Origin of the sequence: Dietzia sp. IN118, from assembly GCF_032905965.1 — a bacterium.
In the GTDB taxonomy this organism is placed as follows: domain Bacteria; phylum Actinomycetota; class Actinomycetes; order Mycobacteriales; family Mycobacteriaceae; genus Dietzia; species Dietzia kunjamensis.
Genome location: NZ_JAUMSR010000001.1, coordinates 295097 through 309292 on the forward strand (window position 1 = coordinate 295097; position 14196 = coordinate 309292).

The 14196-nt window shown below is 70.2% G+C and carries 9 protein-coding genes; 6 read left to right on the plus strand and 3 right to left on the minus strand.

Annotated elements, in window-relative coordinates:
- Nucleotides 1–148 precede the first annotated feature (148 nt).
- The 3 genes from Q2K20_RS01470 (at nt 149) to Q2K20_RS01480 (ending at nt 2995) form a co-directional block, all read left to right on the plus strand.
- Nucleotides 149–937 (plus strand): hypothetical protein, encoded by a 789-nt coding sequence (locus tag Q2K20_RS01470; protein ID WP_119192918.1) that lies wholly within the window; start codon nt 149–151, stop codon nt 935–937.
- On the plus strand, nt 918–1481 hold the full coding sequence (dcd, locus tag Q2K20_RS01475) for a dCTP deaminase (RefSeq protein WP_067719486.1): 564 nt from the start codon (nt 918–920) through the stop codon (nt 1479–1481). The genes Q2K20_RS01470 and dcd overlap by 20 nt, the downstream gene beginning before the upstream one ends.
- A gap of 92 nt (nt 1482–1573) precedes the next feature.
- Nucleotides 1574–2995, plus strand: a complete 1422-nt coding sequence (locus tag Q2K20_RS01480; RefSeq protein WP_317176550.1) for a UDP-glucose/GDP-mannose dehydrogenase family protein — start codon at nt 1574–1576, stop codon at nt 2993–2995.
- Between the two features lie 39 nt (nt 2996–3034).
- Here the strand turns inward: Q2K20_RS01480 and Q2K20_RS01485 are convergent, their stop codons facing one another.
- The 3 genes from Q2K20_RS01485 to Q2K20_RS01495 all read right to left on the minus strand — a co-directional run bounded on the left by Q2K20_RS01485 (nt 3035) and on the right by Q2K20_RS01495 (nt 9739).
- Entirely contained in the window at nt 3035–4288 is a 1254-nt protein-coding gene (locus tag Q2K20_RS01485) for a pyridoxal phosphate-dependent aminotransferase (RefSeq protein ID WP_317176551.1), read from the minus strand.
- Between the two features lie 411 nt (nt 4289–4699).
- Nucleotides 4700–7936: a heterodisulfide reductase-related iron-sulfur binding cluster gene (locus Q2K20_RS01490; RefSeq protein ID WP_317176552.1), complete on the minus strand. Its 3237-nt coding sequence runs from the start codon at nt 7934–7936 to the stop codon at nt 4700–4702.
- A gap of 174 nt (nt 7937–8110) precedes the next feature.
- Complete coding sequence (locus tag Q2K20_RS01495) at nt 8111–9739, minus strand: S1 family peptidase (protein ID WP_096906700.1); 1629 nt, start codon at nt 9737–9739, stop codon at nt 8111–8113.
- Nucleotides 9740–9978: 239 nt separating this feature from the next.
- Between Q2K20_RS01495 and gdhA the strand changes: the two genes are divergently transcribed.
- The 3 genes from gdhA (at nt 9979) to grpE (ending at nt 14138) form a co-directional block, all read left to right on the plus strand.
- The gene (gene gdhA / locus Q2K20_RS01500) at nt 9979–11325 is read left to right on the plus strand and encodes an NADP-specific glutamate dehydrogenase (protein WP_069388614.1); all 1347 of its coding nucleotides are present in this window, start codon (nt 9979–9981) and stop codon (nt 11323–11325) included.
- Between the two features lie 345 nt (nt 11326–11670).
- Nucleotides 11671–13524: a molecular chaperone DnaK gene (gene dnaK / locus Q2K20_RS01505; protein WP_069388613.1), complete on the plus strand. Its 1854-nt coding sequence runs from the start codon at nt 11671–11673 to the stop codon at nt 13522–13524.
- A complete protein-coding gene (gene grpE / locus Q2K20_RS01510; protein ID WP_096906701.1) occupies nt 13521–14138 on the plus strand; it encodes a nucleotide exchange factor GrpE in 618 nt (205 codons plus the stop codon). The genes dnaK and grpE overlap by 4 nt, the downstream gene beginning before the upstream one ends.
- The last annotated feature ends 58 nt before the right edge of the window (nt 14139–14196 follow it).

The following is a 14196-nucleotide window of genomic DNA, read 5'->3' on the forward strand; positions in this document are numbered from 1 at the left end:
AAAGCCCTTGTCTTTACAGGTAAGCCTTACCTAAGTTATTCGCTGCGGGTAGTCACGTCCCCGCTCCGGTGTTTTCCGTTCCGGCGCCACTACCCCTGAGGCGCCGGAACGGAAAAGGCCGGGACCGCGATGACGAGAGGGCGAAGGCATGCGATCACTGGTGGGACCCGTTCCCGAGCCGGCCGAACGGGCGAGCTCGGCACTGCGGCGCTGCGCGAGGGCCACGCTGAGTCTCCCCGCTCCCACCGCCGGCTCCCGCGTGAACGCCACTCCCGCGGTCGCGCTCGCGCACCGGACTTCCGGAACGGCCGACCTCAGCCTCGTCATCCCGACGGCCGACGCCGCGGCGATCCCGTCCGGGGGAGTGCACGCCCGTCTCGAGGTGCTCGACGAGATCCTCGGCGGGGCAGCCCGGGGCCGGTGTCGCCGCCTCGTCGTCGTCGACGGACTGGTCGAACAGATCGACGCGCGCGCCCAACGCCACGCCGCCACCCGCATCGCGCGAGACCTGCCCGACTCGGCCCTGCTCGGGGTCGGATCCGAGTCGGCGCTCGTCCGGCTCCGGACGGAGCGGATCCTGCTCACCGATGACTCCGGCGTCACCGACATCGCCCTCGACGACCTCGCCACCTCCGGGCCCGACCCCTTCACCGACCTCGAGGGGCACTGGCTCGACCACCTCAACGATCCGCGCTGCCAGGTGGTGCCGCGGCTGGCCCTGCGTGTCTGCCGGTGCCTGCCCGCCGAGCGCCCCCTCCTGATCGGCATCGACCGCGCCGGCGTCGACCTCGAGCTGACGGACCGCGAGGGCCGCGCGCGGCGCGAACGGCTGCCGTTCGCCGAGGCCTGCACAGACGTCGCCGAGCTGGGGACCCAGCTCCGGTTGCTCGCCGGGGGCGCGCGGTACCCTCAGGACCGTGCTGCTCTCCGACCGTGACCTCCGTACCGAGCTCGCCGACGGGCGGCTGGGCATCGACCCCCTCGACCCCGCGCTGATCCAGCCGTCGAGCATCGACGTCCGGCTCGACCGGATGTTCCGGGTCTTCAACAACTCGCGCTACACCCACATCGACCCCGCGCAGCAGCAGGACGAGCTCACCGAACTGGTCGAGCCCGCCGAGGGGGACCCGTTCGTCCTGCACCCCGGCGAGTTCGTCCTGGGGGCCACCCTCGAGCGACTCCGCCTGCCCGACGACCTGGCCGGCCGGCTCGAGGGCAAGTCGTCGCTCGGTCGACTCGGGCTGCTCACGCACTCCACCGCCGGCTTCATCGACCCCGGGTTCGACGGCCACATCACCCTCGAGCTGTCGAACGTGGCGAACCTGCCCATCACGCTGTGGCCCGGGATGAAGATCGGCCAGCTGTGCCTGTTCCGGCTCTCCAGTCCCGCCGAGACCCCGTACGGCAGTGCCTCCGTGGGCTCGAAGTACCAGGGCCAGCGCGGCCCCACCGCCTCCAAGGCGTACCTGAACTTCCGGTGACCCGGCGGACGACGGCAGCCCGGCGACTGTTACTCGCCCCTCGTTCACCAGTCCGTTCCCGCCGCGCCGCGTCGACGGGGTAGAACAGCGCCATGCGTATGACCGTGTTCGGGACCGGGTACCTCGGCGCCACCCACGCCGCCTGCATGGCCGAGCTGGGCCACGAGGTGCTGGGGGTGGACGTCGACGAGGCCAAGATCGAACGCTTGCGTCGGGGCGAGGTGCCGTTCTACGAGCCGGGTCTGCCGGAGATCCTGCTGCGGCACGTGGAGTCGGGGCGGCTGCGGTTCACCACCGACTACGCCGAGGCCGCGGCGTTCGCCGACCTGCACTTCATCGGGGTCGGGACCCCGCAGCGCAAGGGCGAGTTCGCCGCCGACACCTCGTACGTGGAGGACGTGGTGGCGCGGCTGACGCCGCTGCTGTCCGCGGACGCGGCGGTGGTGGGCAAGTCGACGGTGCCGGTGGGAACGGCCGCGCGGTTGCAACAGATCGCCGATTCCCGCGCCCCGGACGGGGTGCGGGTCGAGGTGGTGTGGAACCCGGAGTTCCTGCGCGAGGGCTTCGCCGTGGCCGACACGTTGACACCGGATCGGATCGTGATCGGCCTGGCCGGCGGTGAGGGTGCACAGGGGCCGGCGCGGGAGCTGGTGTCCGAGGCGTACGCGCCGATCCTCAAGGCGGATCCGTGCCCGGTGATCGTGACGGATCTGGCCACGGCCGAGCTGGTCAAGGTCAGCGCGAACGCGTTCCTCGCGACCAAGATCAGCTTCATCAACGCGGTGTCGGAGGTGTGTGAGGCCGCCGGCGCCGATGTGACGGTGTTGGCCGATGCGATCGGCATGGACAAGCGGATCGGGCGGCGCTTCCTCAATGCCGGCCTGGGGTTCGGGGGTGGCTGTCTGCCCAAGGACATCCGGGCCTTCATGTCCCGCGCCGGCGAGTTGGGTGCGGACGAGGCGATGACGTTCCTGCGGGAGGTCGACTCGATCAACATGCGCCGACGCGAGCGGATGGTGGGCCTGACCGTCGAGGCGTGCGGCGGGACGGTCATCGGCAAGACCGTCGCGGTGCTGGGGGCGGCGTTCAAGCCGAACTCCGACGACGTGCGGGACTCGCCGGCGCTGAACGTGGCGGGGATGCTCTCGCTCAAGGGCGCGAGCACCGTGGTGTACGACCCGCAGGCCCTGGACAACGCCCGGGCGTTGTTCCCCACGCTGACGTACGCCGAGTCGGCGCTGGCCGCCTGTGAGGGCGCCGACGTGGTGCTGGTGGCCACCGAGTGGCCCGAGTTCGTCGAGCTGGACCCGGCCGCGGTCACCGGGGTGGCGCGCGGCCGGGTCCTGCTGGACGGTCGCAACTGCATGCCCGCCGACCGCTGGCGCGCCGCCGGCTGGACCTACCGCGCACTCGGACGCGGGGTGCCGGTGGAGGGCGCCACCCGCCGCACGGGGACGGCCCCCGCCGGGCCGGGGGTCGTCCCGTCGATGCGCTCCGGACACCCGTCGACCTGACCCCCGGCCGACCTGACACCGGCCGACGCGGCACCCGGGCTACTGCCGGTACGAGGCCAGGAAATTGCCGATCCGCTCGATCGCCACGCCCAGGTCGCGGGAGGCGGGCAGGGTGACCACCCGGAAGTGGTCGGGGTCCGGCCAGTTGAAACCCGTGCCCTGGGTGATGAGGATCCGCTCCTGCTCGAGCAGGTCGAGGGCGAACAGCCGGTCGTCGTGGATCTCGTGGACGTTCGGGTCCAGTTTGGGGAAGGCGTACAGCGCGCCCATGGGCTTGACGCAGCTCACGCCCGGGATCGTGTTGAGCTTCTCCCACGCGATGCCCCGCTGCTCGTGCAGCCGGCCGCCGGGCTCGATGAGTTCGTTGATCGACTGATAGCCGCCGAGCGCCACCTGGATGGCGTGCTGCGCCGGGACGTTCGGGCACAGTCGGGTGGACGCGAGGAGCTCCAACCCCTCGAGGAAGCCGGCCGCGTGCGCCTTGGGGCCCGTGATCGCCAGCCATCCCGCCCGGTAGCCCGCCACGCGGTAGGTCTTGGACAGTCCGTTGAAGGTCAGCACGAGCAGGTCGTGGGCGAGGGTGGCGATGGAGGTGTGCTCGGCCTCGTCGTAGACGATCCGGTCGTAGATCTCGTCCGCCAGGATGAGCAGGCTGTGTTCGCGGGCGAGGTCGACGATCCCCTGCAGGACCTCACGCGAGTAGACCGCGCCGGTGGGGTTGTTGGGGTTGATGACCACGATGGCCTTGGTGCGCGGGGTGATCTTGGAGGCGATGTCCTCGAGCGACGGGTTCCAGTCGTCGTCCTCGTCAGCGAGGTAGTGGACGGGCCTGCCGCCCGCGAGCGAGGTCATGGCGGTCCACAGCGGATAGTCGGGCGCCGGGATGAGGACCTCGTCGCCGTCGTCGAGCAGCGCCTGCATGGTCATCGTGATCAGCTCGGACACGCCGTTGCCGAGGTAGATGTCGTCGACGCTGAGACGAGGGAAGTCCGGGACCAGCTCGTAGCGCGTGAAGATCGCCCGGCGGGCCGACAGGATGCCCTTGGACTCCGAGTAGCCCTGCGCGTGGGGGAGCGCGGCGATCATGTCCCGCATGATCACGTCCGGCGCCTCGAACCCGAACGGCGCGGGGTTGCCGATGTTCAGCTTGAGGATGCGGTGACCCTCGGCCTCGAGCTGATGGGCTCTGGCCAGTACCGGCCCGCGGATCTCGTAGAGGACGTCCTTGAGCTTGGAGGACTGGTCGAGCGTGCGCAGCTGGTGGAGCGTTCGTCCCGTGGTCTCAGGCGTCATACCTTGCGATTGTGCCACTCGGGTCGCTGTGGCCCGCGTCGCGGAGGGCGTATGTCCGGTGGGGCATGGCGGCACCATGCCCGGCGCCGAAGGAGAGCACCGTGGCCCCGCAGGAAATGTCATGAACGTCGCCCGGCGGTGGCACGTTTCTACGCGTTCGCCGGCTGGAGCTCCAGCCGCCCGCGGGCATGGCGTCTCGCACCCGCCGAAGGGCAGGCCAGACGCCATGTTCAGGAGCGGCGACCTTCGTGCAGTACATCTGCGGGAGCGCCCTGGGCGCCAGGCGCGGGAGCGGTTGAGGGCGGCGTCGCGAGCGGACGCGCGTACGCCCTCCCCCCGGGGAACGTCCACATGCGCCGCGGCCCGTGATCAGGAGATCTGATCACGGGCCGCGGTGGCGTCCGGTGGGCGTCAGCCCAGAGAGAGGCCGTAACCTCCGGACTTCTTCGAGCGGGGGATCGCCCCACCCGACGCGGGCTTCGCCGGGGCATCGGTCGGCGTCGACTCAGCCTGGGTGGACTCGGTCGACGTCGACTCAGCCTGGTCGGCGGAACCGGTCGCGGACTCGGCGGTGTCGGCAGTGTCGGCGGGCTCGGCTTTCGCCGGGGCCTCGGTCGCCGGGGCGGCGGGCTCGGCCTTCGGAGCGCCGGGTGCCTTCGGAGCACCGGGTGCCTTGGGTGCGCCGGGCGCCTTAGCTCCACCCTTGAGGCCCAGGCCGACGGCCGGCTTCGCGGGCGCGGCCGGTGCGGTGTCCGTGGCGGACCCGGCATCGGCGGTCTCGGTCTGCGCGGCGGCGGACTCGCCCGCGGACGGCTCGGACGCCGCTGCCTTGGCCGTGCCCGGGGCCTTCGCGCCGCCCGGGGCCTTCGTGCCGCCCGGAGCCTTGGCCCCGCCACCCAGGGTGAGCCCGCCGGACTTCGGCGCACCGGCGCTCGGCTTGGGAGCGCCGGTGGTGGCCGGAGCGGAACCCTGCGCGGCCTCGCGGGTCTCCTCCGTGCGCTCGGCGTCCTTCACCGCGGACTGGGCCTCGGTGGCGGACTCGCCGCTCCCGGCGGCGCCGGGGGCCTTCGGAGCGCCGGGGGCCTTGGGGCCGCCGGGGGCCTTGCCGCCGCCACCGAGCTTGAGGCCACCCGACTTGGGTGCGCCCGTCGAATCGGCGGCCGACGGGCCGGCCTCGGCCGCGCTGGCCGCGCCACCGGTGCCGGCGGCGGCGACCTCCGCGCCCTCGCCCTCGTCGACGACGGCGTTGTCCGGCGCGGCCTCGGCCGGGGCAGCGGGGGCGGCGGCCGTGGCGGACTCCGCCTCGGCGGCGTCGCGCTCGGCCTGCTCGGCCTCCTTCTCCGCCTTCGTCTTCTCACGCGTGGGCTGCTCCAGCCACGCGGCCTCGCGAGGCTCGGGCAGGCCGCCGTCACGGGAGACGGACTCCAGGAGCAGCTGGGCGACGTCCACGACCTCGACCTGGCCCTCCTGCTCGGTGCCGTCGGTCTGGGCGGTGGCCCCGTCCGAGAGCATCACGCGACAGAACGGGCAGCCCGTGGCGATCTTCGTGGCCTTGGTCGACAGGGCCTCGTCGACACGGTCGATGTTGATCCGCTTGCCGACCGTCTCCTCCATCCACATGCGCGCGCCACCGGCGCCACAGCACATGGACCGCTGGCCGTGACGGGGCATCTCCGTGAGGGTCACGCCCGAGCCGTCCATGAGCTCACGCGGGGCCTCGTAGACCTGGTTGTGGCGGCCGAGGTAACACGGGTCGTGGTAGGTGACGCCACCGTCGATCGGGGCCACCGGCACGAGGCGCTTCTCGCGCACCAGACGGTTGAGCAGCTGCGTGTGGTGGACCACCTGGTAGTCGCCGCCGAAGTCGCCGTACTCGTTCTTCAGCGCGTTGAGGCAGTGGGCACACGTCACGACGACCTTGCGCTGCGCGGCGGGCACGCCGTCGAACGCGTCGTTCATGACCTCGATGTTCTGCTGGGCGAGCATCTGGAACAGAAACTCGTTGCCCGCGCGGCGGGCCGAGTCGCCGGTACAGGTCTCGCCCTGGCCCAGCACCGCGAACTTCACACCGGCGGTGTGCAGCAGCGAGGCCACGGCCTGGGTGGTCTTCTTGGCGCGGTCCTCGAAGGCGCCGGCACAGCCCACCCAGAACAGGTACTCGGTGTCGGCGAAGTCCTCGATGTCCTTGCCGATCACGGGGATCTCGAAGTCGAGGGAGTTCATCCACTCGTCGCGACCGGAGTTGTTCTGGCCCCAGGGGTTGCCCTTGTTCTCGAGGTTCTTGAACAGGCCCGCGAGCTCGGTCGGGAACTCGGACTCGATGAGGACCTGGTAGCGGCGCATATCGATGAAGTGGTCGACGTGCTCGATGTCCACCGGGCACTGCTCGACGCAGGCGCCACACGTGGTGCAGGACCACAGGGCCTCGGGGTCGATGATGCCGGCGGCCATCGGGTCGTCGGAGAGGTCCGCTGTGGTGTGACCGACGAGGGGGCGCTGGGCCTCGAGGCGGGCCGCCTCCGGGATCTTGGCGAGCTTGGCCTCGTCGGGGTTGCCCTCGGCGTCGACCAGTCCGGTCTCCTCGCCCATCGTGGTCTGCCCACCGGCGAGCAGGTACGGCGCCTTCGCGGCACCGTGGTCGCGCAGGGACATGATCATGAGCTTGGGGCTCAGCGGCTTGCCGGTGTTCCAGGCGGGGCACTGCTCCTGGCAGCGGCCGCACTCGGTGCAGGTGGAGAAGTCCAGCCAGCCCTTCCACGAGAAGTCCTCGATGGCGCCCGCGCCGAGCTTGGGCTCGAAGTCCTCGTCGGCCTCGGTGAGCTCCTCGACCTTCTCCATGGTCAGCGGGACGCCGTCCATGGTCATCGGCTTGAGCGGGCCGAGCGCGGTGCGGCCGTCGGCCTCACGCTTGAAGTAGATGTTGAAGAACGCCGCGAAGCGGTGCCAGGCGACGCCCCAGGTGATGTTGCGGCCCACCACGTACAGCCAGACCATGCCCGAGAGCAGCTTGATCAGCGCGAAGATCGAGACCATGAGCTCGTTGGCGGGCAGGAGGGTCGAGAGCGGACCGGAGACCCAGTCGGTGGCCCAGTGGAAGTGGTGGCCCTCCTCGGCCTGCAGGGCGAGCTTGCCGGCCTTGACGAAGACCATGCCGAGGCCCTCGAGGAGCACGACGATCTCGACGAAGTACGCGGCCTTACGGTCGGAGCCCTCGAAGCGGTTGAGGCCCTTCCGCTGGTTGACCTGGCGGATGATGATCAGGACAGTGATGCCGATGACGGTGCCCAGGCCCAGGAACTCGTCAATCGCGTGCCACCAGACCTGGTCGGACAGCCAGGGCCAGCCGCCGCGGGGGTTGAACGTCTGGATGTAGGCCTCGAACCAGACGATCGAGCCGAGCAGGAAGCCCACCATGACGAACCAGTGGAAGAAGCCCACCGAACGTTTGCGGGCCATCCGGGTGTGGGCGCCCACCTCGACGATGACGTTCTTCAATCGGGGCAGGATCGGCCGCAGCCGGTCGAATCCGTCCTTCTGTCCCAGGAACAGGCTGCGCACCATGCGGGTGACGCCGCCTATGAAGGATGCCCAGCAGAACAGACTGAGCAGGACGCCGATCGTCCCGAGTGTGATGGTCACGCCTGACATGGTTCGCGGCCTTTCGTCGCACTTCTCGACGCACGAGCACTCATAGGACCCTGTGGGCGCCCGTCGACTGTGTCGAGGTCAAAGGTAAGCCACGCGGGCCCCGTCTGCCGAGTTGAGGCTGCCCTTACCGGAGCAGACTCCACTCGCAGGCGGGGCCCGCGTGGAAGGGGAGGATCAGTTGGTCCGGAGCGTCAGCCCGGGGTGTGCGGCGAGGACGTCGGCGATCGGGACGGCCGACAGGCGCGGGGTGAACCCGGCCGTCCGGGCCACGGCATCGGCGTCGGCGCAGGTGACGGAGTCCGCGACGTTGGACGCGCTCGAGATACCCAGGGCCCGGTCGCCGGAGAAGACGACGCCGCCGCTGTCGCCGGGCAGGGCGCACAGGTCCACGGTGAAGGCGTTCGAGATGGTGCGCGTGCCCGCCACGTCGATTGTCGTGCCGACCTGCGAGATCGTGCCGCAGGAGAAGCCGGTCCGGAACCCCGTCTTGCAGGCCTTCTGGCCGACGACCGGGTCCGCGGTGCCGATGATCCCCTGGGTGCTGTCCGGCCCGTCTCCCACCAGGTTGGTGCGGAACCGGTCCGCCACGTCGTCGTCGACCGCGATGAGGGCGGTGTCGATGCCCTCCCGCTCGCTGCGGGTCATGGTGCCGAACTCCTCGCCGTCGGCGAGGGCCGCGCGGGTGCCGTCGGCGCCGGCACAGTGCGCGGCGGTGATGACGACGGGCTTGCCGTCCAGTTCACCGTTGAACCCGGTCGAGCACTCGAGGATTCCTCCCGGGACGCCCACCTGGTACCCGGTACCGCCCGTGACGGGCCCCGCCGGAGCGGGGACCGATTCGATGGCCCGCGGCTGGTCCTCGGGCACGGGGGTGCCGGGGTCGACCATGGTCTGGGCCATCATCCCGTCGATGATCGACCCGGTGCCGGGGGTCAGGCCGGCGAGGAGGTCGATGACCGTGCGCATGGGGCCCTCGGGGACGAGGCCGGCGTCATTGAGCAGGGCCAGGCTGCCGAGCGAGCCGGAGTCGCCGCCGCTACCGGGCGCCGCGCCGGTCCCGTCCGGGTCGTCCGCGCGGGTGGTGGCCGGCACGATGCCGTCGACGGTCGGCTCGCCGTCGGACCCGGTGCCCCCCTCGCTGCCGAACGGGGCCGTGTCGAACGCCGGGTCAGGGGCCTCGATCATGTCGATCTCGGCGAGGTCCCGCAGTCGGGCGTCGAGGTTGCCGAGCTGCGCGGCCTCGCCGCCGCGGGTCGTGACGACGACCGCGTTGCGGGTGGGATCGACGCGGACGTCGGTGACGAGGTCCTGCATGTCCTCGGGGGTGCCCTCGATGATCTTGATGACCTGACGCTCGCGCGCCTCGAGTTCAATCGTGGTCAGCGCCACATCCTTGACCGTGAACCCAGACCGGGTGGCCTCGTCGCGCAGCTCGTCTCCGGCGGCGCCGGCCACCACGCCGACCAGGCCGGTGCCCTCCTCGTCCAGCCAGACGCCGCCGAACGACTGACGGAACTGCTGCTCCCACCGGGGACGGGCCTCGGCCAGACGTTCCCCGATGCCGGCCTGGGCGAGGAACTGCTCGGGAGTGAGCCCGAGATCACGTCGCAGTGCCTCGACGAGTGAGGTCAGCTCCGGACCGAGGGCATCGGCCAACGCCGGCAGGGGCTGTGCGACGGCGGGTCGGGAGGCGGACGGAGCCGGGTTACCGGGTGTGGGGGAGGGGGCCGCGCCGGCAGGGGTCGCGGTGACCACCAGTGCCGCGGCGGCGGCGACGGCGGCGAACTTCGAGGTGATACGCATGATGGCCTTCCGGAATGCACGGCTGGGCGACGGCGCGTCGACCGGCAGTGGCTCGGGTTGTCGCGGCTCAGATTACGGAGATGTGATTAGTGAGTCCAGTGTGACACGTGTGATTAGTGGGATTCGATTGTCGATTGATGTGACGACGCTGAGTCGGAGAATCGCGGGCCCTACCGCTAGGCTGCCTCTTCGGCAACGACGTACGCGTCATCACCAAAGACTTATTACCCGGAGGTCCCATGTCCGACGCTGACGCCGCACTTCACGACGCCCTTGACACCGTGGTGCGACGCAATCCCGGACAGCACCTCTTCCGGCAGGCCGTGCACGAGGTGCTGGAGTCGCTCGCACCCGTGGTCAAGCAGCACCCGGAATATGTCGAGGGCGGGATCCTCAAGCGGATCATCGAGCCCGAGCGCGTGGTGTCCTTCCGGGTGCCGTGGGTCGACGACGCCGGCGCGGTCCAGGTCAACCGGGGCTTCCGTGTGCAGTTCAGCTCCGATCTCGGCCCGTATAAGGGCGGATTGCGCTTCCACAAGTCCGTGGACGAGGACACGTTGAAGTTCCTCGGGTTCGAGCAGGTCTTCAAGAACGCCCTCACCGGTCTCGGCCTGGGCGGCGGCAAGGGCGGTTCGGACTTCGACCCGCACGGCCGCAGCGACGCGGAAGTGATGCGCTTCTGCCAGTCCTTCATGTCCGAGCTCGCGCACCACATCGGTGCCGACCTCGACGTCCCGGCCGGTGACATCGGCGTGGGCGGGCGCGAGATCGGGTACCTGTACGGCCAGTACCGGAAGGTGACCGGCCGCAACGAGGCGGGCGTCATCACGGGCAAAGGCGTCGGCTACGGCGGCTCGTGGGCGCGCACCGAGGCGACCGGCTACGGGCTCGTCTACTTCGTCCGCGAGATGCTCCGCGACACCGAGTACAGCCTCGAGGGCTCCCGGGTGGTCGTCTCCGGCTCCGGCAACGTCGCGATCTACGCGGCCAAGAAGGCGGCCCAGCTCGGCGCGACCGTCGTGGCCTGCTCGGACAGTCAGGGCTACGTCCACGACGAGGACGGTCTCGACCTGGACCTGCTCCTGGACGTCAAGGAGGTCCGCCGCGAACGGCTGTCGGCCTACGCCCGGGAGCGGGGCAACTGCACCTACCTGGAGACCGGTTCCGTGTGGGACGTGGAGTGCGACATCGCGCTGCCCTGTGCCACCCAGAACGAGCTCGACGCCGAGGAGGCGCGCACGCTCGCCAAGAACGGGTGCCGCGTGATCGCCGAGGGCGCCAACATGCCGTGCACGGAGCAGGCGGTGGAGGTCATCCACCGGGCCGGCATCCTCTTCGGGCCCGCCAAGGCCGCCAACGCCGGCGGCGTGGCCACCAGCGGTCTCGAGATGCGGCAGAACGCCGGTCGGCTGCTGTGGGACTTCGAGCGGGTGGACTCCGAGCTCGACCGCATCATGACCTCCATCCACGCCACCGCGGCGGCGACCGCCGAGGAGTACGGCGCCCCGGGTGACCTGGTGGCCGGGGCGAACATCGCCGCGTTCCGCAAGGTCGCCGACGCCATGCTCGCGCAGGGTGTCATCTGATCTGATCCGGGTGACGGCGGACCTCGTCGTCGTCGTACCTCCTTCTCCTTCCCGCACCTTCCCCTTCCCATACGAAGAGCGCTCCGAGCCGCACCGCCGAGAGGCGGCGGCCGGGGCGCTCTTCCCGTTGTTGAGCCCGGCGGGCTCAATCAATGGTGTGAGCTGCGCCACCGCCGGAATGGATTCGACAGAGTGGGGGTTATACGGGGCGACAAACCTCAGCGGGCCAGGCTCAACTCGGGTTGACGCGGCAGGCCACCGGCAGGCAGGGTGGAGCCATCGATCCGAGCCTTGAGCCGGGTCCGCTTAGAGAGAACCCGTACACGTCAGTAGAAGGAGAACATCATGGGACGTGCAGTAGGCATCGACCTCGGCACCACCAACTCGGCCGTCGCGGTCCTCGAGGGCGGCGACGCCACGGTCATCGCCAACGCCGAGGGCGCGCGCACGACCCCGTCGGTCGTCGCGTTCGCCAAGAACGGCGAGGTCCTCGTCGGTCAGCCGGCGAAGAACCAGGCGGTCACCAACGTCGACCGCACCATCCGCTCGGTCAAGCGCCACATCGGCACGGACTGGAAGTCGGACTCGATCGACGGCAAGACCTACACCCCGCAGGAGATCAGCGCCCGCACGCTGCAGAAGCTCAAGCGCGACGCCGAGTCCTACCTCGGTGAGGACGTCACCGACGCCGTCATCACCGTTCCGGCCTACTTCAATGACGCCCAGCGTCAGGCCACCAAGGACGCCGGTCAGATCGCGGGACTCAACGTCCTGCGCATCGTCAACGAGCCCACCGCGGCAGCCCTGGCCTACGGCCTCGACAAGGGCGACAAGGAGCAGACCATCCTGGTCTTCGACCTCGGTGGCGGCACCTTCGACGTCTCCCTGCTCGACATCGGCGACGGCGTCGTGGAGGTCCGTGCGACCTCGGGCGACAACCACCTCGGTGGCGACGACTGGGACCAGCGGATCGTCAACTGGCTCGTCGACAAGTTCAAGGCGCAGAACGGCATCGACCTGACCAAGGACAAGATGGCCCTGCAGCGCCTGCGCGAGGCGGCCGAGAAGGCCAAGATCGAGCTGTCCAGCGGGCAGTCCACCTCGATCAACCTCCCGTACATCACCGTCGACGCGGACAAGAACCCGCTCTTCCTGGACGAGACGCTCTCGCGCGCCGAGTTCCAGAAGATCACGCAGGACCTGCTCGATCGCTGCCGCAACCCGTTCCAGGCCGTGATCAAGGACGCCGGCATCTCGGTCGGCTCCATCGACCACGTCGTGCTGGTCGGCGGTTCGACCCGTATGCCCGCCGTGACCGACCTGGTCAAGGAGCTCACCGGCGGCAAGGAGCCCAACAAGGGCGTCAACCCGGACGAGGTCGTGGCCGTGGGTGCCGCGCTGCAGGCCGGCGTGCTCCGCGGTGAGGTCAAGGACGTCCTGCTGCTCGACGTGACCCCGCTGTCGCTGGGCATCGAGACCAAGGGTGGCGTGATGACCAAGCTCATCGAGCGCAACACCACGATCCCGACCAAGCGTTCGGAGACCTTCACGACCGCCGACGACAACCAGCCGTCCGTGCAGATCCAGGTCTTCCAGGGCGAGCGCGAGATGGCGGCGCAGAACAAGCTGCTCGGTTCGTTCGAGCTCGCCGGTATCGCCCCCGCGCCGCGTGGCGTGCCGCAGATCGAGGTCACCTTTGACATCGACGCCAACGGCATCGTCCACGTGACCGCCAAGGACAAGGGCACCGGCAAGGAGAACACGATCATCATCCAGGACGGCTCCGGCCTGTCCAAGGAGGAGATCGACCAGATGATCAAGGACGCCGAGGAGCACGCCGCCGAGGACCACAAGCGTCGCGAGGAGGCGGACGCCCGCAACCAGGCCGAGTCCACGATCTACCAGACGGAGAAGTTCGTCTCGGAGAACGAGGACAAGATCCCGGCCGACAAGAAGGAGTCGCTCCAGGCCGCGATCGCCGACGCCAAGACCGCCCTCGAGGGCTCGGACGTCGACGCCATCAAGTCCGCGGTCGAGAAGGTCAACACCGAGGCGCAGGCCGTCGGCCAGGCCATCTACGAGGCCTCCGCGGCCGAGGGTGCCGAGGCCGGCGACGCGTCGGGTGCGGGCTCGGCCGACGACGACGTGGTCGATGCCGAGGTGGTCGACGAGGACGAGTCGAAGGGTGAGTCCAAGTGACCCGCCCCGAGCAGACCGACGCCTCCGAGAAGGCGGCGTGGGCCGGCGCTGACGACGAGGCCGAGCAGGCCGCCGAGGCGGTCGAGGCCGAGATCGTCGACGACGCCCCGCCGTTGACCGACAGCGATGCCGACGGCACCGCAGCCGATGCCGCTGACGCGGGGGGCGCCCCGACCGGGGACGTTCCCGCGGACGATCCGGCCGCCGCGCTGCAGGCGCAGCTCGACGAGCGGACCGCGGACCTGCAGCGGGTGTCGGCGGAGTTCGCCAACTACCGGCGCCGCGTCGAACGTGACCGCCAATCGATCATCGACACCGCCAAGGGCTCGGTCCTCACCGAGCTGCTGGGTATCGTCGACGACCTCGACCGGGCCGAGGCGCACGGCGACCTCGCCGAGGGGCCGCTCAAGGTCTTCGCCGACAAGGTCCGCGCGCTACTGGCATCCCAGGGTGTCGAGTCCTTCGGCAACGAGGGCGATCCGTTCGACCCGGCCCTCCACGAGGCCGTGCAGGACGAATCCGAGGGATCCGAGCCCGTGCTGGGGACGGTCCTGCGCAAGGGCTACCGCCACGGTGAGCGGACCCTGCGGACGGCGATGGTCAGCGTCCGCTGAGCCCACCGGCTCATCACCCCGGCGTGCGGGTGCGTCCCGATGATCTCGGGACGCACCC